Annotated in this window: 13 protein-coding genes; 6 read left to right on the top strand and 7 right to left on the bottom strand. The window is 42.6% G+C overall.

The features are described from left to right. Positions 1-7: 7 nt before the first annotated feature. The 6 genes from JKG64_RS06885 to JKG64_RS06860 all read right to left on the bottom strand — a co-directional run bounded on the left by JKG64_RS06885 (position 8) and on the right by JKG64_RS06860 (position 11,493). On the bottom strand, positions 8-3,280 hold the full coding sequence (locus JKG64_RS06885; RefSeq protein ID WP_210353584.1) for a SusC/RagA family TonB-linked outer membrane protein: 3,273 nt from the start codon (positions 3,278-3,280) through the stop codon (positions 8-10). A 427-nt stretch (positions 3,281-3,707) separates the two neighbouring features. After that, positions 3,708-4,802 (bottom strand): peptide-methionine (R)-S-oxide reductase MsrB, encoded by a 1,095-nt coding sequence (gene msrB / locus JKG64_RS23370; RefSeq protein WP_246512491.1) that lies wholly within the window; start codon positions 4,800-4,802, stop codon positions 3,708-3,710. A gap of 191 nt (positions 4,803-4,993) precedes the next feature. Then, the gene (locus JKG64_RS06875) at positions 4,994-6,502 is read right to left on the bottom strand and encodes a SusD/RagB family nutrient-binding outer membrane lipoprotein (RefSeq protein ID WP_210353583.1); all 1,509 of its coding nucleotides are present in this window, start codon (positions 6,500-6,502) and stop codon (positions 4,994-4,996) included. Between the two features lie 20 nt (positions 6,503-6,522). Beyond that, positions 6,523-9,873, bottom strand: a complete 3,351-nt coding sequence (locus JKG64_RS06870) for a SusC/RagA family TonB-linked outer membrane protein (protein WP_210353582.1) — start codon at positions 9,871-9,873, stop codon at positions 6,523-6,525. 22 nt (positions 9,874-9,895) lie between these two features. Next, positions 9,896-10,915 (bottom strand): FecR family protein, encoded by a 1,020-nt coding sequence (locus tag JKG64_RS06865; protein ID WP_210353581.1) that lies wholly within the window; start codon positions 10,913-10,915, stop codon positions 9,896-9,898. 32 nt (positions 10,916-10,947) lie between these two features. Continuing rightward, the gene (locus JKG64_RS06860) at positions 10,948-11,493 is read right to left on the bottom strand and encodes a sigma-70 family RNA polymerase sigma factor (protein WP_210353580.1); all 546 of its coding nucleotides are present in this window, start codon (positions 11,491-11,493) and stop codon (positions 10,948-10,950) included. A 308-nt stretch (positions 11,494-11,801) separates the two neighbouring features. Here JKG64_RS06860 and JKG64_RS06855 point away from each other — a divergent pair, with 308 nt between their 5' ends. The 5 genes from JKG64_RS06855 to JKG64_RS06835 all read left to right on the top strand — a co-directional run bounded on the left by JKG64_RS06855 (position 11,802) and on the right by JKG64_RS06835 (position 19,563). Continuing rightward, the gene (locus JKG64_RS06855) at positions 11,802-12,392 is read left to right on the top strand and encodes an RNA polymerase sigma-70 factor (RefSeq protein WP_210353579.1); all 591 of its coding nucleotides are present in this window, start codon (positions 11,802-11,804) and stop codon (positions 12,390-12,392) included. Positions 12,393-12,542: 150 nt separating this feature from the next. Continuing rightward, positions 12,543-13,748 (top strand): FecR family protein, encoded by a 1,206-nt coding sequence (locus JKG64_RS06850; protein ID WP_210353578.1) that lies wholly within the window; start codon positions 12,543-12,545, stop codon positions 13,746-13,748. Between the two features lie 52 nt (positions 13,749-13,800). Further along, a complete protein-coding gene (locus tag JKG64_RS06845) occupies positions 13,801-17,097 on the top strand; it encodes a SusC/RagA family TonB-linked outer membrane protein (protein WP_210353577.1) in 3,297 nt (1,098 codons plus the stop codon). A gap of 11 nt (positions 17,098-17,108) precedes the next feature. Continuing rightward, entirely contained in the window at positions 17,109-18,449 is a 1,341-nt protein-coding gene (locus JKG64_RS06840) for a RagB/SusD family nutrient uptake outer membrane protein (protein ID WP_210353576.1), read from the top strand. Next, positions 18,442-19,563, top strand: a complete 1,122-nt coding sequence (locus JKG64_RS06835; RefSeq protein WP_210353575.1) for a TlpA disulfide reductase family protein — start codon at positions 18,442-18,444, stop codon at positions 19,561-19,563. Before JKG64_RS06840 ends, JKG64_RS06835 begins: the two co-directional genes overlap by 8 nt. Before the next feature lie 97 nt (positions 19,564-19,660). Here JKG64_RS06835 and JKG64_RS06830 read toward each other — a convergent pair whose 3' ends face one another. After that, a complete protein-coding gene (locus JKG64_RS06830; protein ID WP_210353574.1) occupies positions 19,661-20,533 on the bottom strand; it encodes an AraC family transcriptional regulator in 873 nt (290 codons plus the stop codon). 152 nt (positions 20,534-20,685) lie between these two features. Between JKG64_RS06830 and JKG64_RS06825 the strand changes: the two genes are divergently transcribed. After that, entirely contained in the window at positions 20,686-22,296 is a 1,611-nt protein-coding gene (locus tag JKG64_RS06825; protein ID WP_210353573.1) for a fucose isomerase, read from the top strand. Positions 22,297-22,302: the final 6 nt, after the last annotated feature.

Below are 22,302 nucleotides of genomic sequence, written 5' to 3'. Positions count from 1 at the left end.
GATTTTTTTAAAAGCCTAAACTTAAACCTAACAGATATTGACGTGACTGCGGATATACCCCAAGGTCGACGCCAATGGCCGGATAATCACTCGGTGTTGCAGTTACCTCTGGATCAAAACCATCATACTTGGTTATCGTAAATAGGTTGGTGACACCAGCGTAGATACGTAGCTTGCCAAGATTGCTGTTTTGACCAAAAAGCTCTTTTACAGGTAGTGTATAGCCAATCTGAAGGTTTTTCATCTTCAGGAAACTGCCATCTTTTACATAGTAGCTGGATGTTGCAGATTCATGTTCAGAAGGCTTGTTCGTTAAAGATGGCATCGAAGAATTGGGGTTTTCTGGACTCCATGCGTCAAGAAGACGGACACTTCTGGCTCCATTAAAAGTACCAAAGTCTGTGAAGTAAGCTGTAGCATCAAAAACATCGTTGCCTTGGGATCCATAGAAAAACATGGCTAAATCCCAGTTTTTATACCCTGCGTTGACAGCTAGGGAGTAAATGAAGTCGGGGTGTGGATTACCGATTACGGTGCGATCGGCCCCATTGATTACGTTGTCTCCATTTTGATCAACGTATTTTAAACCTCCTGGACGGGCTTTCCCATCCGCATAATTGGGTGAGTTGGCAACGTCATTTGCATCTTTGTATACACCCGCTACTTGATAACCATAGAAGGCTCCGAAGACTTCACCGGGTTTAAGGATCGTTGTTTCGAGCGCTCTGAACTTACCATAATTCTGTTGCGATACGGAAGGGGCCAGCGCCACGACTTTATTAATGTTCTTGCTAAAGGTACCTGTTAGGTCTAACGTGAAATCCTTTTGCTGTCTACGTCCATAGTGGTAGCCTAGGGAGAACTCGATGCCGTGATTGCGCATATCGCCAATATTGATATAAGGGGCTGTTGCCCGGCCTGCAGCTGTAGCAGGCTGAGGCACTCTGAATAACATGTCTTTAGTCTTCTTATCGTAATAATCGAATGTACCGTCAATATCACCGTTGAGTAAGGTAAAATCTAATCCGATGTTAAAAGCATTGACCTGTTCCCATTTGACATCTTCGTTTGCATGGTTGCTCTGCCATAGCCCGCTCTGTACGGTACCACCTATAGGATAAGAGGAATGGGTAACCGAACTTGCATAGCGTGCAATATAATTGTTTGCTGGGATACGTTGGTTACCTGTCACACCATAACCTGCACGGATTTTTAGGTCGTCGATCCAGTTTACAGACTCCATAAACTGTTCGGAAGAAACACGCCATGCTCCACTGAAACCAGGGAAGGTACCATATTTATTGTTGGGACCAAAGTTAGAGGAACCATCCCTACGTACAGTAGCACTTAATATATAGCGATCGTCGAAACTATAGTCCACCTTTCCGAAGATAGAAAACAAAGAACCTACAGATCCAGTACCAGTATTTCCAAAGCTTTCGGTCCCTGCGTTAAGATAGAAGTAGTCTAAGCTTCCTAAGGTAAAAAAGCTATTTCTACTGCCGGATATATCTCTGCTATTGCTGTTGATTGCTTCTGTACCGGCAAGGATATTTAAACTGTGCTTCTCGAATCTCTTGTTGTACGTTAAGGTGTTGGTCCAGGTCCATTCGGAATTGTAGCCTTGGCTCTCACTCATTGAGTTGTTTGTGGTGGAGCCCTCTGAAAATTCAGGGTTGGGATAGGTGATAGAGATACCGCCCCAATTTTCGTAACGTAAACCAAAACTGGTGCGTGCGGTCAGGCCGTCAATAATATCAACTTCGCCGAAGGCATTGCCAAAAAAGAAATTGCTCTTATTAAAGTTATCTTTACCTCTAAAAGCTTCGGCTACGGGGTTCCGGGCATTTCCGAGATCTTTGCCTTTACTACCCGCAAAATTGCCCCCTTCATCGTAGACTGGGATGATAGTCTGGGCACGGAGTGCCCAGGCAACGATACTGGCATCGCCCATATAACCTCCGGCTGCATTGGGGTTCACGCCCATACCGACACCTTTGGTAAAGCTGTATTGCATATTCTGGCCGAAGCGTAACTTGTCGTCAAAGGCCTTGAATTGCGTGTTGCTACGTACATTGAACCGCTCAAACTGAGAGTGGATAATCGTTCCTTTTTGGTTGAGATACCCTCCTGACATAGCATATGTAGCTTTCTCTCCGCCACCTGTAGCGGACAACTGATAGCTTTGTGTAGGTGCTGATCTGGAAACTTCGCGAAGCCAGTCGGTACCTTCTTTGTTAGCCTTGGTGATCTGATAGAAGGTCGCCGGGTCTCTGGTATAGTTGTAAAGTGACATGTCCACATCAGCAGGAGTAATCTCGTAAGCCGTTTTGGCTCCGGCACGTAAGTAATCTGGTAATTGTAGATTGGTGCCGTTGAGCTTGTTGTCTATGTCGTATACCTGCTGGGGGGTCATCATTTTAGGATAACGGCTATATTGGGGTGCCTGGATTCCGCCATATACATCGAGGTTGATCTGTGGCTTGCCTGCGCTACCTTTTTTGGTCGTGATGATGACAACACCATTGTTGGCGCGCGAGCCATAAATAGATGCAGCAGAAGCATCTTTTAGTACCTGCATGGTTTCAATGTCGCTTGGATTGAACCAACTTAGTTTGCCTTCGTAAGGTACACCATCAATGACATATAGTGGTTCATTGTTGTTGATCGTACTATAACCCCTGATTTTGATCTGAGGAGTGGAACCTGGAGCGCCATCATTGACAATCTGTACACCGGCCGCTTTACCCTGCAATGCTTCCACTGCTGTAGCTGCAGGCTGGGCTTTGATCTGTGCTACATCGACAATAGCGACTGAGCCAGTGAGGTCCTTTTTACGTTGGGTACCATAGCCTGTCACGACGACTTCTTCTAGACTACTGGCATCGGATACCAGTTCGATCTGTAGGTTGGTGGTACCAGACGGAATGGTTCTCCTTGTGGTCTCATAACCAATGTAGCTGATTTCAATGACATCATTTGGGGCCGCCTTGATGCGGAACATACCTTGATCGTTTGTCGAAGTGGCGAGAGCTTTGCCAACAACTTTGATAGTAACTCCTGCCAATGGGGTCTTGGTAGCGCTATCTTTGATGATTCCCTGAATCTCGTTTTCTTGGAAGACGAGGTGTACATTCATAACGAGGTCTGAAGAAAATGTGGGGGCCGCGAGTAGCGGATTCCCGATGAGAAGCAGTGCACCAGACACCAGGAGGCTAACCCTTAATGTCCTTTGCCCCGCAACACCACGACCGGTTTTAAGTTTTGGTTGTTTAATCATGATTGTGTTTTAAGTTTATAAGTATTCGGTTGCAATGATCTAGATCATTGCATTAGTTGTTCATGAAATTAAAATGTAGAGATAGGTCTCAGAGGTAAAACGATTTTGTAACAGGAATGTTTGGAATATTTTTTTAAAACTGATGTAAAAACAAAAGAAATTGTAAAGTTGTTGTGTTAACTTGTTGTATTATAGGTTGTTTTGCTTTTTTTTGAGTAGTATTTTGACATGGAGAAACTCAAATGCTAATATGAAAGTGCAAAACAGAATATTTGCCATCCTGGAGGTGAGGAATATAAGGCTTTTCGGTAATGATCAACCTATAGTTGATAGGTGGAGGGGGCGGGGCTTGGGCGAGAACCTAGATGTATTTTTGGTAGTTTTTATAAAGAAGGCCCAACATTGACTATGCCGGGCCTTCTTTACACTATTTTTTATCCAGTAGCTGGATGTACTTTTCATAACCAGCTGCTTTCATCTGGTCTTTGGGAACAAATTTTAGCGAGGCACTGTTAATGCAATAGCGTAGCCCGCCCTTATCGGCTGGGCCATCATTGAATACATGACCTAGATGTGCATCTCCAGTTTTGCTACGTACCTCTACACGGCGCATACCATGTGAATTATCGGATACCTCTTCGATCAGGCTGTTGTTAATCGGCTTGGAGAATGCCGGCCATCCGCAACCAGCGTCAAATTTATCAGTAGAGATAAATAGTGGTTCGCCAGTAGTAATATCGACATAAATCCCCTCTCTAAATTCATTATCATATTCATTATTGAAAGGGCGTTCGGTTGCATTATTTTGTGTCACCTCATACTGAAGCTGAGTAAGGGTCTTTTTCAACGTCTCTTTGTCCGCTTTCTTGTAGGTTGATGTGGCTGGAGCTGGATTGGCCTGTCTAGCTATTTCAAACAGGTCTGGGCCGATATGGCAGTATCCGCCTGGATTTTTGTCCAGGTATTTCTGGTGATAGGTCTCCGCATCGTAGTAGTTCTTAAGTGGGTCTACCTCCACAACAATCTCAGCATGGTACTGCTTCTTTAATTCTGAAAGACGCTCTTCGATCACTGGTATATCTGCCACATTAGTATAGTAGATCCCCGTACGGTACTGTGTACCTACATCATTGCCCTGTCGGTTGAGGGTGGTAGGATCGATGGTCTTAAAGAATAGGTCTATTAATAGTTTAAGATCGATGACCGTCGGGTCATAGCTTACCTTTACGGCTTCAGCAAATCCGGTATTACCAGTGCAGACATCTTTATAAGAAGGGTTTTCGGTATCACCGTTGGCATAGCCTACCTCTGTCGCTGTCACGCCACGCACCTGCTTAAAGAAGTGCTCGGTGCCCCAAAAGCATCCGCCGGCAAAATATATAACCTGATCATGTGGGTTTGTAGTATCCATAGTATGTTGTTGTTTTGACGATTTTATAGCTGATGTCTTCTGCGAAAAGCCAATTTTAGCAAGCATGAAAATGCCAATAGCAAGCGCAAAAAGTGTTAGTAGCTGTTTCATTTTCTATTTCATTTCTATAAGAACAGGATTGACCTTACTCTTTAAGCTTTACAAAGATAATGCCTTGGACTATGTTTTTTGCTGAAAATGGTTTATAAATAGAGTCACGATACGCTCTTTTTACAATAGGAAGACGGAGAGTTGGATATAAATTAAAAATGGGCTACCGATATCGGTAGCCCATTTTTAATTTATCGTTTATCCCACCATACTTTGGATAGGAAAGAGTCGCCATTGGTCATGCGGCTTACGGCTTCTTTGTAATTTGTTTGGTTCAGCTCGGCTTCTTCACTCGAGTAGATGCCGCGTCTAGGGATCTGACCGTTAGTAGAACCTGGATTCGGACCTGGTGTAAGTTGTGGATAACCAGTGCGGCGCCATTCAGCGAATGCTTCCATATTCCGACCGAAAAGATGTATCCATTTCTGAGTGCCTATCTTTTCCATTTTCTCCGTGTCGCTTAGGTTGGTAAAGCTTAGAGTACCTTGCTCATAGGTTGTAGGTAGGGTCGATAGGTTGTAGGGAGGTAATGCAAAAGCAGCTTTTACACCATCTACGAATAGGCCATGTGCTTGACTATTAGTCGCTCCCCAGCCAAGGAGTGCGGCCTCTGCTTTGTAAAAGCAGATGTCTGAATAGGTCAGGGCGTAGCTCGCAATCGGTGCAAATGTCAGACTGAACCAGGTGTTTCTATTGGCAGTAGAATAGTTAGCTCGAATGAGTTGTGATAGCTGATTGTCGGTAAGGGCGACGCCTATACCTTGGTACGTGGTGGTGCCACCTACGGTGACTGGATGAGCCAGTATTGGAAGGCGCGGATCGTCGTCAGCTTTTAGTTTCTCTACCAGTGTATTGGCTAAATAGCGTAAATCGGCACTGCCCGTGGTAAACTGGCGCAATATCGGATTTTGATTTTCAGCCTGTGCATTGTTAAATGTGGCTACAGCAGCATTGTCCGCATTACTTGAGAGTAACCCATAATTGGACGATAGGGCTGATGTCACGGTTTGCTGAGCGAGGCTTGCATTGGCATAACGCATACGCATGCCTATACGTAACTTGAGTGAGTTGCCGAATTTTTTCCATTTGTCGATATTGCCACCATAGAAAAAATCTGCGGTACCATAGCTTGCGTCACCCGTGGTAAGTTTGGCCAGTGACTGATCTAGACGCTGAACCAATGCGGGATAGATATCTTCCTGCTTGTCGAACTTAGGGGTACGGTTGATGGCTCCGCTACTTTGGGTAACATCGGAAAAAGGAACGTCGCCAAATAGATCGGTTAGGCGTTGATATAGATATACTTCGTAAATCTCTGCAATGGCGAGCTTGCTGCGACCAGCCGGATCATTTTCTAGACCTTTGAGTTCTTGCTTGATCTGACTGATGTTGCGGAGCAGTTGGAAATGCTGACTCCATATCAGATTTTCGGGACCCTCAAAGTATCGGGATACTGGCACTACTGGCCCTCCAGCCCAATGCTGTACCCAAGATCCGAATTTATTGTTTGGGAGTTCGCCTGATTCTTGAAATGTACCGTCACGAAGGATGCGGGATAATAATAGAGCGGGATCTACTGTCGTGACTGATGTTGGCGGTGTATTGATGCGCTCGAAATCTTTAGTACAGGAACTATTAGTCAGCACAGCTGCAGTGCTGAGACCTAAGAAAAGAATATGTTTGATGATAGGTGTTTTCATGTGGATTGTCTTTTGATACATTATAGACCGATGTTAAGATTGATACCGAAATTACGCATCATAGGTAGGGAGGTCGACTCGATACCTATAGATGAGTTATGGACGTTGAATGCGGCAGATTCGGGTGAAAATCCATCTGTCTTGCGCTGGAAATAAAAGAGATTACGACCATATAATCCTACCTTGATAGTACGAACAACCTGATGAGGCATCCATTTCTTTGGCAAGCTGTAGGATAGCGCAATCTCACGCATTGCAATATAGCTCATGTCGTTAATCATCTCCTCTGAAACCATCACTTCTTTGTCACTTGCTACCATATTCCAATAGTCCTGAGCTGTAACCTGCTTGCTGTTTTTGACTCCAGTGCTACTCCATTGGCCATTGCCATCTGCTACCGCTACCATACCATCGGCTACGTATGTGCCGTCGCGTCCTTCAAGGGTTTTCTTACTAGTACCGTAGACAATCTGCTCCCGATTAGACTGTGAAAAGATAATACCGCCCTGACGGATATCGACTAAAGCGTATAGGCTGATACCTTTATAGTTGAACGTATTGCCGAAACCACCTATCCAGTCGGGTTGTGCATTGCCAAGATCGGTCTCCACACGACCCGTGGTACGTAACGGTAACCCTGTATTTGGATCGATTAGACGATTGCCTTGCTCGTCTTTAATCCAAGCAAATTGAGTGCCTTTGAGTTGCCCGAATGGTTTTCCTACCTCAGCTACGACATTAATACCTCTGTCAGTACCTAATAAGAATACGTCTACACCTGGGTACAGGGATTCCACTTTATTGCGGTTGCGATTAAAGTTAAACTGACTGGTCCATTCAAAATTATCCGTTTTAACGGGGGTACCACTAATTACGAATTCAAAACCTTTATTGGAGATTTCACCCGCATTGATCCTATTTTTGACGTATAAACTGGATGGCGAAATTGGCACGTCTAGAATCTGATTTTTGGTGCGTGCTTGGTAGTAGGTGAAGGAGAATGATAATCTATTCTGCAACATACGCAGGTCTAAACCAGCTTCTATAGACGTTGTTAACTCATTTTTTAGATTAGGATCTGGTATAATCTCGGTGTACGAAGCCATAGGGATACCACCATGTGTAAACTGGTTGAGCGAGTAAGCGCCAGTAAGTTGGTAGGGATTGCCAGAGCTACCCGCCTGTGCCCATGAACCGCGGATCTTGGCATAGGAAAGAATCGGTGACTGCCATTTGAAAGCATCAGTAAGAACTAAACTACTGCTTACCGACGGGTAAAAAAATGAATTGTTTTCTTTGGATAATGTTGACGACCAATCGTTGCGTGCAGAAAAGTCTACAAACCAATAGTCGCGGAATCCAAACTGTCCGGAAAAATAGGCAGAGTTAATTTGTGACTCGACAAGATCGAATAGGTAAGAGTTTGTCGTGGTATTATTGATCACAAATAGATTCGGCACGATAAATTGATTACCCGTATTGCCTGTCATGCGGAAATAGCGATTCTGATGACTGGCTCCTAAATTAAAGCTTAGTTTGATGTCGTCCGTAGCGGAAAAATTTGAACTGGCTAAGATATCGTAGTTGTCTTCGCGAGAGCGTAATACTTCTTCACGCATATCACCTTTTTTATTCAAACTTTGGTAAGTGTTGATTGGGCGGTAGCGAAAACGCTGATCGGTGTAGAAATCAGTTCCTCCAGTAGCTGAAAGCTTAAGCCAAGGGTAGAGGTCGTAACTAAGACGCAACATACCGATGACGCGATCTCGGCGGTCTTCGTTATGGTTTTCGTTGATGGTCCAGAAAGGATTGGCTGTCGAACTATTGGTCGCGTAGGTTTTTTCGAGGCCTTCGTATATTCCGGAGAATCCAAGTTGACGAGCTACATCATTGGCAGTCCATTTGTATTGTGAAGCGATATTGTTGCTCAAACTACGGGGTTGACTGATAAATAGATAAGCTGGGTTATCAGATGCATCCGATAGTGTTGGTCTATTTTCAGCCTGCTGCATGATGTAGTTGGCTTTTACATCGATATGAAACTTATCAGTGATTTTGGCTTGAGTACGTAAACCAAAATTATTACGATTCAATGTATTGGTAGGGATGTAACCATCGATATTTGTATTAGCAAAAGAGAACCGGTAGTTTAACTTCTCATTCCCACCATCTACACTGAGATTGTTGATCCGTTGTTTTTCGGTCTGGAAGAATGTTTGATAAGTATCGGGTTCAGGAGTGAGTTGTAGGATATTGCCATACATATCTTCATAGGTCTGCCCTTCCATACGTGCTCCCCAACTCGCCCGGGTCGTGCGATCTCGTCCAGCAGACATCTTAGGCATACCTGCAAAATTATTGGCTAATGCTTGGCTCATTGGTACAATAGTACCGTCGTCTTTGCGAAAATGCGTAAATGTACCATTGAGACCCTGCCCGTATTCATTTTGAAAGTCCGGGAGTACTAAAGCGTTGCCGATTGCGTAGTCACTGTTGAACTGGAAGGAGGTCTTGCCTGCTTTTCCGGATTTCGTGGTGATTAATATGACCCCGTTACTACCCCGTTGTCCATACAGAGCGGCAGCATTGGGGCCCTTTAATACAGACATACTCTCGATATCATCTGGATTGATATTTCCAATACCATCCCCATAATCGGTCCCGCCTGATTGGCTGGGGGCTGAAGTGTTTTGATTATCGATAGGTACTCCATCGACTACGTAAAGTGGTTGACTGTTGCCAATTAAGGAGTTGTTGCCGCGAATTACAACTTTAGCAGAACCTCCCGCGCCCGATGCCGCGCGGCTAACTTGTACACCGGCAACCTTACCTGATAGTGCATTGGCTACGTTACTTTCTTTACCTTTTGTAAGTTCGTCTCCTTTGAGCTCGGCAACGGTGTAACCTAATGCTTTTTTATCCCGTTTGATGCCTAGGGCGGTGACGACCACTTCTTCAAGATCTTCGGCTTCTTGATCCAGTGTGATGGAGATTGCAACCTTGTCTTTTGCACTAATGTTATAATTACTCAATGTTTTTGGTTTGAAACCTAAAGAATTGAGTTTGATATTGTAGCCTTGTCCTTCGGGAATGCGATCAAAGTTGAATGTACCATCTTCTTTGGTTCTAGTCACCTGACGAAAAGAAGTGGATGGATTTTCGATGGTTACAGTGACTGAAGCTACACTAGCTCCCTTACTATCACGCACGACACCACTGACCGTTGCGTTAGATTGAGCCATTACTACCTGACTGCTGACGCAGACTAGTCCTAATAGACCTAACCGAAGTTTCCAATGGATCCCAGGAGATTTCAACTGGAGATGAAGCGCCGTGATAAGTTGCTTCTTGTTGGGTAAATACTTGTTCATATTTAGTTGTTTTTAATATTTATTACTTTTTTGTGTAGGTAATATCTGTATGGTGTAAGTAGTTTATCTCCTTAATAATATCCTGGTATACCTGTGCTGATTCCTGAAAGGTGCCACTGTAGTATTTGTCCTGAAGGTTTTGAGCTGGATAATGTAGGTCTATGCCGTAGTTTTGCTGTAATATGCTAACAACGTCTTGTAGCGCGAGGTTTTTAAAGTACAAACGTTGTGAATGTCGGCTAAAATAGGCCTCACGATTAGCTAATGTATTGTTTATTTTCTTCTCTTCCACAATCTGACCTTGGTGGTGGTTGATGGTGATCTCTTCCATTGGTTTAAAGGTTTTTACAACAGCGCCCGCGTCGACTTTGCGCTGAGAGACGACCTGTATAGATCCTTCTAATAGTCGGACACGGGTCTCAGAAGCTTTGAATTCATCGACGATAAATATAGTCCCCAAAGCAGTTGTCACAATACCTTTTGATACGACACGGAAAGGTTTGGATTTATCTTTGGCTACATCAAATCTAGCTCGTCCTTTAAGATGTAGTATGCGTTCGGAAAGTGGAGCGAAATCTTCAGCGTAGCGGATCTCTGAGTGTGGATAAAGGGTAATTGTAGAGCCATCACTAGTTGTTAGAATCATATTCTCATAACCAGAGTTGATGTAATATAAACTGCTGGCAGATGGCTTTAAACTGTCGCTTACTGTGGCTATTGCAGTACTCGGTTGATTTAAGGGGTGATATTGTTGCCGGTATACGCCAAATAAAAGTAGAAATATAGCTGCTATTGAGGCTGCTATGCGTATATGTCGCATTCGAACCTTTGCCTGTGGATATACCTGCCGTGCTAGACGTCTGTAAGCTTCTTCTTGTCCCTCGTACGGGCGATCGATAGGGCTATTCAACCACTCTTCTTCTGGAAGGAAGTCGTCCAGTGCAGTAGGGTCTTTCTCCAGGAGGGCTTCGATAGCCGAGGCCTCTTTGGTGGAGCATTCACCCTTTAAGTAGCGATCTACGAGTTGTTTGGTTATCTTCATCGTATAGAATACGACGCAAAAACGAAATACCCCTAAAAGAAAATGAAAATAATAGTAATCTGGAGGAGGAAATTATAAAAAGCTCGCTTTAGAGTCTGTAGGGCGAGGCCAATATGGTTTTCGACAGTTTTGGGTGATATAGACAATTGCTGTGCAATCTCTTTGTAACTTAGATTTTCGAAGCGACTCATCCGAAATATTGTTCTTCGAGCTATGGGCATCTTATTAATGATGGATTCCAACTGCTGTTCTAATTCTTTAACGCGGTATATCTCTGATGGAGTTTGGTGGTGTATTACGGGATAATCGTTGTCTAACGTATCGGTCTTTCTACGTCGTTCTTCTTTGATAATATCAAGCAAGACACTTTTTGCGATGCAAAAGAGTTGAGCCTCAATTTTTATGTTTACGTCGTTGTGATGTAGGTTATGCCAAAGCTTTATGAACACACGTTGTACCGTTTCCTCTGCAATATAAGTCGAGGCCGTTTTGGATAAAGCATAGTGATAGATCTTTCTGTTCCAGATCAGAAATAACTCTTGAAAATCGGTGCGTGTTATAGCGTCGTGTTCACTCATGTTTTGGACATCGAATGTTTGCCGAAATTAGCTATTAAAGCTGTTTTAAGATGATGCACATCTGTTAAGTTTATATGAAGTTTTTATGAATTGGTAACTCAAGTTAGCAATTATATGCGAATCAATTAAAATTTTATTTTTCTGTTATAAGATCGGCATATCTCTTACATAGAGAGTGAACGCTTTTTTACTATTGATGTAGGGTTGCAATTAGTCTCGGTGTGGGATTGTATATGTTAGTAGTTCTTATATAATTACACTTCTATTTTTTTAGTTTTTACTTTTTTGTAGTTTTGACAGCAGATCACATGGCTGACGACCTACTAGAAGAAGAAAAGAAACTCCTGTTAAAAATAGCGGATGGTGACAGGCATGCCTTTACATTGCTCTTTAAACAATACCACAACTATGTTTATCTCTCTGGTAAAAAGTTGACGCATTCCGAATACTGGGCAGAAGAGGTTGTGCAGGATATCTTTTTTAAAATCTGGCAAAAACGTGAACGATTGGTCGATGTCGATAACTTTGGAGCCTACCTAAATCGGATCGTTCGGAATCATTCTTTCAATATCCTGCGACAAATGGCACAGGAATCGAAATCTAAAGAACAAATCATCCGCAAGACAGAGGTCAATATCAACTCTACTCAGGATACCATACACTGGAAGGAGGCTACAACGGTATTGGAGAAAGCCTTAGACACCTTAACACCTCAACAAAGGGTAGCTTACGAACTTTGTCATATTCAAGGACTGAAATATCAGGAGGCAGCAGAGCAGATGGGGGTATCTTATGAAACAGTGCACTCGCACATGAAAGAGGCTATCAAGAAAATTCGAAATCACTTTAAAACGATGGGTATTACCTACACTTTATTATTTGCCCTGCTCTTTTCTTAACTTTTTATTCAGAAATTATTTTTTTAATAGTCTTTTATAAAGGCTGTTATTTGTTTTTGTTTCGATTTTTAAAAAAATATTACTTTTCATCTCCCCATTTGTTGTTGTTATAGTGTCAATACAATTAAATAGGGAAAACTAACCTTACATATGAACACAGATCAGGATAGACCATCTCATCAGAGGCTAGAAGATTTAATGGCTCTTTACTTTGCACAGCGTATCAGCTTAGCGGAGCAAGACGAATTATGGGGATATATTAATGATCCTTTTTATCAACAACAGATAAAGGATTTGATTCCCGATAGTACACAGCAGGATTTGTCGGAAGAGGGACTTGAGGAGCAAAGGGCTGATGCAATCTTAGGGTTGATTTTCGCTAAGGCGGATCAGGAGGATAAAAAGATACGTGTGATGGGAAAAGTAATGTGGAAACGGTTATCTGTAGCAGCCGCAGTGGTCGCTATTTTGTGTATCGGAGGTTGGTTCTATTACTCTGGACTGAATGCTCCAGAGTCAGGGGTAGATACCGATTTGGTTCATCATGATATCCCAGCGGGCACAGAGGGAGCGACGTTACGTCTGGCGGATGGACGTACTATTGTGTTGGGAGACGCTGCAAAGGGAGAGATCGCATCGGAAGCTGGAATAATGGTGGAGAAAGGAGTAGATGGTGAGCTTACTTATCGTGTAGGGGCTTCAGAAGGAGATGTGCAACATCCCCATGTATTAGCTACTGATCGGGGACAGACCTATCGTGTATTGCTTCCTGATGGATCCACAGTTTGGTTGAATGCGATGTCTGAACTGACCTATAGGCCTGCATTAGTGGAGGCTGGAAAGCGGGTAGTACAGCTGAAAGGGGAGGCTTATTTTGAGATAGCGAAAGATACGAAACATCCATTTGTTGTCAAGTCCCGCAATCAGGAGGTTCAGGTATTGGGTACGCATTTTAATGTCAACGCTTATAACGACGAACCCTTTGTGACTACCACACTTCTCGAAGGAGCTGTACGTTTACATACTGGAGGAGTGGAGCGGCGGCTTAATCCTGGGCAACAGGCGGTGAATCGGGATGGCGAGCTTAGGATAAGGACGGTAAATCTTGATAATATAACCGATTGGAAGGATGGCGATTTTGCATTTCAACAGGTAGACTTCCGTACAGCATTGCGTAAGATCGAACGTTGGTATGACGTCGAAATGGTTTACGACGAGTCGTTGCCAAAGGATTTGGAGGCTGGAGGCTGGATTTCGAGAAAGAAGAGTCTGGCATCGGTACTCCGATTTATCGAGTCGACCAAGATGGTGCGTTTTAGGATAGAAGGACGAAAGGTATACGTGACGCGTTACTGAGTGTGGTCGCTTAATGAGATTTAATTAACTAACAATAATTTACCATTTTTTAATGAATCAATCAGAGAACAAGAACTGGTCCGGGCGGATGCTAGGAAGTATCCCCTTGACCTGGCGGACCAAGTTGGGGACAGCGGTGCTTACAGCTTGCCTCATGCAAGCGAATGCCATGGCTTTTGGCCAAAGGGTGACCGTGAAGATGAAGGATGTAACGGTAGTTTCCTTACTTAAAGAGATAAGAAAACAGAGCAATGTGGATGTCTTTTATGATGCAAAGACGCTTAGTGATAGCTATAAGGTTTCTGTAGATTTGAAAAATGCAGACATCAAAGAAGTATTGGAGCTAGCGTTGAAAGGTCTTCCGTTGACCTACCAAGTTACTACGGAGGGAATTACCATCCGCAAAGGACAACATGATGTTTTGGTGACCAAAGGAACTGAAGTGCAGGCCACAATAGATATGGAAGGGCGTATTGTTGGGCAGAATGGACAAGCATTGGGCGGTGCTACGGTATCGGTGAAAGGTACGAATAAGAGTATACAGACCAATTCCAATGGTAATTTTGTGCTGAAAAATGTGCAGGATGGTGAAATATTAGTGATTTCATATGTGGGCTATTTGACTAAAGAGCTGATCGGTAGACCTCAGTTGGGAAATATCGTATTGACGATGTTGGACAACCCGTTGGATGCGGTACAGGTGATAGGTTATGGTAAGACGTCAAAACGACTGACAACAGGTGCTGTGGCTACAGTACGTGCCGAAGATCTAGAGAAGCAACCGGTATCGAATCCGCTACAGGCATTGTCAGGAAGAGTGGCTGGGGTGTATATTAGTGAGGGATCAGGTATCGCAGGAAGCCAAGTGAAGGTGGAGATCCGTGGTCAAAATACAATCAACGCTGGTCAAAATCCATTGTATATCGTAGACGGGGTTCCTTTTTCGGCAACACCTACAGAACAAACTTCGGGCAATCCAGTGGTTAATGGGATAGTAGGTGGTGGTTTTAGTCCACTAGACAATATTCCAAGTAGTGATATTGAGAGTATTGATATCTTGAAAGATGCTGATGCAACAGCAATCTATGGTTCGCGTGCAGCAAATGGTGTAGTCATTATTACGACGAAGAAAGGCAAGGCGGGCGAGATGAAGATTGGGGCTAATATATATTCTGGAGTAAGCCAGATGGCAAATAGGTTGAAGATGTTATCTAAAGACGAATATATTGCGGTTCGTAAAAAGGCTTTTGAAAATGATAATTTAAAGCCAACTGCTGCTAACGCGCCAGACTTATTGACTTTTGGTGATGGTGAAACAGATTTTATTGATTACGTATATGGCAATCTAGCAGGTATGATCGATGCTACGGCAACGGTATCAGGAGGGTCTAGCCAATATCAATATTTTGTTAGTGCAAATCACCGTACACAAAATTCGATTTTTCCGTATAGCTTTCAAGATAAGAAAAGTACGGTTCGCTTCAATATGCAGACGCAATCGGCAAATTCTAAGTTTTTTATGAATTTCTCTGGAGGTTATACCAAGAATATCAATAACCTCCCTTCGGCTAGTCTTTCTGCAATATACGCTTTGCCACCAAACTTGCCATTATATAAGGATGATGGATCATTCTATTGGCACAATTCATATGTCAATCCGGCAGCAGCTTTGTTAGGGCCAATGGAATCTGTAACGGATAATATATTGTTGAATAGCTCGCTCAAGTATGTGATTATACCTGGACTGGAGTTTAAAACGGAGTTGGGATTCAATAGAATCAATAATGAAAATTATAGAGCGATGACGAGAAATTCTCGAAATCCGAATACAATGTCTACTGGGCAATTGTCTTATAATAACAACTACAACCAGAATTTCTCGATCGAACCACAGCTGACGTACCAACGTATGTTGGGGCCAGGGCGTATGGAAGCGCTTATAGGGGGAACTTATCTGAACTCTGTGGCAGGACAACCTTTGTTTTTAATCGGTTCTTTTACCAATGATGCGCTATATCGAAATTTGGCTTCTGTTAATAGTCAGGTTTCTTTGAGTGGGTATGCTTCGACGCGTTATATTTCGGCATTTACACGTCTTAACTATGTGATGTCGAATAAATATATCCTAAATGTGAATGCTAGACGCGATGGTTCTTCTCGATTTGGCCCAGGTAATAGGTTTGGAAACTTTGGAAGTATTGGTGCAGCTTGGATTTTTGGAGAAGAGCACTTTATGAAAGAGAATCTACCTTGGCTTAGCTTCGGTAAAGTACGTGGAAGTTACGGTACGATAGGTAATGATCCGAATCAAGACTATGCTTATTTGGCGACTTATGCGGCTAGTTCTTTTGCGACTCATTATAATGGCGTAGCTTCCTTGGTACCCGAAACACTGCCAAATGAACACTTTAAATGGGAAGTAACCCGTAAATTGGATTTTGCATTAGATCTTAACTTCCTGCAGGATAAAGTATCATTTAGTGCAGGGTGGTACAGAAACCGCTCTAATAATTTATTGATTGATATTCCGGTGGCAGCACAAACAGGTTTTGAAACCTATTTGGAGAATCTGCCTGCTTTGGTACAAAATAAAGGTTGGGAATTCAACCTAACAACAAAGAATATTGATAAAGGAAGTTTTTCTTGGAATACCTCAATCAACTTCACTGCCGCAAAGAATACCCTGTTGAATTATCCTGGTCTGGAAAAATCTTCCCTGAATAGTAAGTATGTTGTTGGACAGCCACTATCAGTTGCTTTAGGATACCACTTGTTGGGGTTTGAAAATGGAATAGCCAAATTCCAGGATATGGATGGCAATGGAAGTATCACAACTGGAGTTTATGAAACTACTGGGAAAGGGGATGAGGTTGTATTGGGGAATTCAGATCCTAAGTTCTTTGGAGGTGTAAATAACAGCTTTAATTATAAAGGTTTTGCGTTAGATTTCTTATTCTCCTTTGTAAAGAAAGATGGTTTTAATATCTATCATGACGGGATGCCTTATATACCAGGCAATGCTTACAATGCGGTTGCAGATGTGCTAAATCAACCGTTTAGACTTACAACCCTGCGTGGAGGAGAGGCAGCTACTTCGTATAATAGATGGCGGGCATCGGATGGTACATTTAAAGATGCATCGTATATCCGTTTGAAAAATGTGTCTTTGACTTATCAGTTTGAACCTAAACAGGTGAAATCTTTGGGACTGAAAAATCTAAGTGTTTATCTGCGCGGTCAAAACCTTTGGACTGCAAGTAAATACATCGGTTTCGATCCAGAGACTCAAGGAATGGCAGGAATTCCACCATTGAAGGTATATACTATCGGACTTCATACTACTTTATAATCGATCTTATCATGAAACAGTCTATTATATTTATTTCTATTTTAACCACTTTGCTTTTCTCTAGCTGTGAGAAATGGCTGGACGTGGGTGATCCGAAAAATGCGGTGAAAACGTCACTTATATTTGAAGATGAAGCCAGTCTACAGGCTGCTGTTGCAGGAATGTACAATGGTGGAAATTCAAATGCATTGGGCTTGCTCTCTTTACATACCAGTATGCTGGCCGATGATTTGGATGCAACGATTATGGCATACGATCAATATACAACCAATAGTCTAGAATCTAACGAGTCTACAGTCGGAAACTTGTGGTCTGAGGTGTATGTGGGGATATATCGTGCTAATGCGATATTGGATGGGGTGCCGAAAGCATCTTTTTCGGAGGTAGTCAAAAATCAGGCCTTGGGAGAAGCTTTCTTTTTAAGAAGTTTCTATTACTTCTATATGGTCAATTTATTCGGTGAAGTGCCATTGATAACAGGAATAGATCGGCAGGAGAATGAACTCATGGAACGTACACCTGTAGCAAAGGTATACGACCTGATTGTGGAGGATCTGCAGAAGTCTATTGAGTTGTTGCCCGCGGCTTATCCGGTTGGCAAAATACAGCGCACGCGTGTAAACAAGTGGGCTGCGACTGCGTTGCTGGCCAGAGTGTACTTGTATTTGGAAAAATATAAAGAGGCTGAAGAACTCTCTACGGAGGTGATAAAGCAGACGGGGCTGTACAGCTTAAGTAACGACTTGGGATATATCTTTATCCAAGGGAATAAAGAAGATGTGATTTTTGCTTTCGATGTGTCTCATTTGGGATATACTACTGTAGGAATGAATACAGTTCCTACCTCAGGAAGTGTGCCTAGTTTAGTGATCCACCCTTCGTTGTTGAGCCTGTTTGAAAATGGTGACGCAAGGAAGGCTGCATGGGTTGGCACTTCGGCAGGATATGCATTCCCGTTCAAATATAAAGTAAGAGGGGGTGTTGGAAATGAATTTGATGTGGTGCTGCGCCTTTCTGAACAATATTTGATCCGTGCAGAAGCAAGAGCTTATTTGAAGGATCTTGTTGGTGCAAAGGAGGATTTGAACAAGGTAAGACAGCGTGCAAAGCTCGGAGAGGTAGAGATGCCAAGCCAGGAAGTAGCCCTATCTCTTATTGAGCGAGAACGTAGAGTAGAGTATTTTGCAGAATGGGGACATCGTTGGTTAGACCTGAAGCGTACGAATCGTGTAAATACCGTGATTGGAGCATTAAAGCCGGAATTTTGGCAACAAACAGATGTGCTTTATCCGATTCCGAGTAGAGAAAGGCAGTTGAATCCTAACCTAAGTCAAAACGAAGGTTATGATTAATATTAAAATGTGTGTGTGGTATGGAAGGCTTATTGTGTTTAGTTGCCTATCTCTGCCATTGTTTGTGTGTGCTCAACATACGACCCATATAAAAGGTAAGGTGGGGAGAATAAATGGGGCTAAGGTTCTGTTGAGTTATAATGTAGATGGAGTCATGTTTCGTGACTCCACTCATTTAAAAAATGGGAAATTTGCTTTTAAAGTAGATGTAGACGAGGCTGTGCCAGCTACACTTAGACTGGAACACTTGAATAGGAAACTAACAGGAGTTTTTGATACCAAGGAGTGCTTTTTGGAGCCAGGGATAGTAGAGATTGTGGCTAAAGACTCTTTGTTGAACGCAGATTTTGTAAAAGGAAGCCAAAGTAAGGACTATGTGTTATTTAGGGAATTCGTAGGACTTGAAGAAACTAAACGTTTGGCGGGCAGAGCTAAACTAACGAAGGACGAGGCTGAACTTATTAGGATTCAGGAGAGGCGACGTGCTATTGTCAACAATCTGAACGAACGATACGCAGAATTTGTTACCGCGTATCCCGATTCTTACTTCAGTTTGTATGCTTTGAACTATATAAGCGGAGGGCCGGTAAACGTAGCATTGGTGGAACCACTTTTTGAAAGTCTAACAGAGCGATTGCGAAAGAGCCCGGAAGGTAGGGAGCTCCGTTTTCAGATTGAGGCAATGAAAATACTTAAAATAGGGGAATTGGCCCCCGATTTTGTACAGGCCGATACAGCAGGTGTACCTATAAGGCTGTCAGATTATCGCGGTAAATATGTTTTGCTTGATTTTTGGGCTTCTTGGTGCGGGCCGTGTAGGCAGGATAATCCAAATCTCGTAAAGGCTTATCATAAGTACAAGGACCATAACTTTACCATACTGGGAGTCTCCCTAGATTTTAAAAAGAAGGCGTGGCTGGATGCGATAGAGAAAGATGGCTTGGTGTGGACTAATGTGTCTGATTTAGGATACTTTAAGAATGAAGCAGCAGTGAAGTACGCTATCCGGGCTGTTCCGCAGAACTATCTTATTGATCCCGATGGACGTATTGTGGCTATGGGGTTGCACGGAGAAGAATTGGAAAAAGCATTGGCGAAGTTGATAAATAATTGATTTAAAACGGCTCCGATTTTATCGGAGCCGTTTTACGCTGTAGTAGATCTGCGATTTAGAAAGTGATGTCTACTGTATACTCGGAATTAAGATGTCATTATCCTTTTTCGAAATCGTTTAGGTAATCCTTTTTAAAAGTACTGGGCGTACTGTCTTTAAATCGTTTAAAATGCCTGTAAAAATTAGAGGTGTTTTCAAAACCACTTTCTTCGGCGATGGCTCCTATCTTCATATTGGAGTTAATAAGTAACCTACAGGCGTGATTTATGCGGATTTCCGTTAGAAAATCATAGTACGATTTCTGTGTTAGGTTTTTAAAGAATCGGCAGAAAGATGTTACACTTAGATTACTCAGTTCAGACATCTTTTCTAGCGTTATATTTCTTTTAAAATTATTAAAAGTGTAATTGAATATCTTGTTTATGCGTTCGTCGTCAAAATTATTGGAAGATGAACTGGCATAATTAGGCGAGATGATTTCGTACTCTGCATTATTGCTCAATAGATCAAATATCTTTAATAGATATACGATCTTATTGATACCCGTAGACTCTTTCATTTTATTCATCAATTTCACAACTTTTTGCTTGGAGTTACCTTGGATAATCAAACCTTGGCGAGCTAGTGTAAGCAGTTTTTGAACCTTTAATGTTTCGGGTAGGCTCAGGAAATTGTGACCTAATGACTCAGGGTGAAAGTGTAATACTAGAGCCTCTACATAATATTCGCTATCGGATTTAATATTGCATTTCCAGGTGTGGGGGATGTTGCTGCCCAATAATATAAGTTCGTCTTTTTCAAAGTTAGCGATGTTCTCGCCGATGAAGCGGATTCCCTCTCCTTTGATCAGATAATGCAATTCTATTTCAGGGTGATAGTGCCATATAGTTCCGAAATGAGGCAATAAATCATGTCGGATTTTAAATGTATGGTCGCTCGTTTTAGGAACTTGATGAAACTTCGCTTTCATAATTGGTCTACCTTCTTTTCTCACTAAAGTTGTGAAAATGATGTGAGATAAACAACATTATGATAAAATGTTGGAATAACTAGCTAAATTGTTAAACAAATTTCGTCTGATCTTATCTGATTTTTGTAATACCTATTATAAATTAGTTTACTATGGTATCAGAAAAGAATAAAGAAGCAGTCCTTGTCTGTAGTGGAGATCTAAGACCGGCAGCAAACCTTAATTGCTGGCCAATGCAACAAAAAATGGAAGAAATGTTGCAGACAGCATTTCAGAAATTGGGATGGAAAATTAATCGGGCGCATGGTTACAATGCTGAAAAAGGTCATGGGTTTATCGATTATCAACATGAAGGGATCAAGATTTTTCGAAATATAGATAAGACGGTTCCACTTATTGTAGCAGAAAGTGTATGGCAGTATAGTCACCATGTATTGGCGGGATTGATAGCACATCAAGGGCCAATATTGGTTGTGGCGAACTGGGATGGAACTTATCCAGGATTGGTCGGAGCTATGAACCTGACCGGATCACTGACCAAGGCCGAGGTAGAGTACAGCTTTTTGTGGAGCAAGGACTTTACGGATGATTTTTTTATGGATAAGTTGGCGGAGTGGACAGAAAAGGGAACAATAACACATGACTATTCGCATGTCAAACCTTTTGACGGAAAAGACTTAGCTAAAGCAGATCGCGATGTGGCAGAGAAGCTTGCCCATAAGATACTTGATGACAGAATTGTAATGGGGGTATTTGATGAGGGCTGTATGGGGATGTTTAACGCGATTGTACCCGATGCTCTCATTCATAAGCTGGGAATATTTAAAGAACGGTTAAGTCAATCCACTTTGTATGCTAAAATGTTGACGGTGTCGGATAGTGATGCTGAAAATGTCTTGAGTTGGATGCTGAACAAAGGGATGTCGTTTGATTGGGGACAAGATGGGGCTACGGAATTGACACGTGAGCAGACTATAGAGCAATGTAAAATGTATATCGCCGCCTTGCGGTTGGCAGACGAATTTGGCTGTGATACCATTGGTATTCAGTATCAACAAGGATTAAAGGACCTTGTACCTGCAAGTGACCTTGTAGAGGGGCTTTTGAATAATACGAATAGGCCTCCAGTCTATAGTGAAGCAGGTATAGAGTTGTATCCTGGTAAGGCTTTGCCTCACTTTAATGAAGTAGATGAATGTGCGGGAATCGATGGCTATGTTACGTATCATCTATGGAATGCACTCGGGTTGAATGGGGACAATACCTTGCATGACCTGCGTTACGGAGAGGATTATATAGTCGATGGTGTGAACGAGTTTGTCTGGGTGTTTTTGATTTCTGGTGCAGCTCCAGCTTCGCATTTTATTGGCGGATATGAAGGGGCTGATAGTCTTCGCCAACCGGCGATGTTCTTTAAAAAAGGAGGCGGTACATTGCGGGGAATCAGCCGGCCGGGAAAAATCGTGTGGAGCAGAGTCTATATAGAGAACAATGAACTGTTGTGCGATATAGGTACAGGAAGGGTTGTAGAATTACCTGCAGAGGAAACCAACCGCAGATGGAATCTGACGGATAGACAATGGCCGATTATGCATGGGGTGCTGGATGGGGTAAGCCGGGATCAAATGATGGCCAAACACAAGGCAAATCATATACAGGTAGTCTACGTAGATGGTGACTTTGATGTTGCACGTGCTGCCGCAATAAAAGGTGTCGCTATAGAGGCAATGGGTATCAAGGTCAATTTTTGTGGAATAAACTAAAACTGT

It is taken from the genome of Sphingobacterium tabacisoli (assembly GCF_017908035.1).
GTDB lineage: Bacteria > Bacteroidota > Bacteroidia > Sphingobacteriales > Sphingobacteriaceae > Sphingobacterium > Sphingobacterium tabacisoli.
This window is presented reverse-complemented; position numbering and strand designations above follow the sequence as displayed.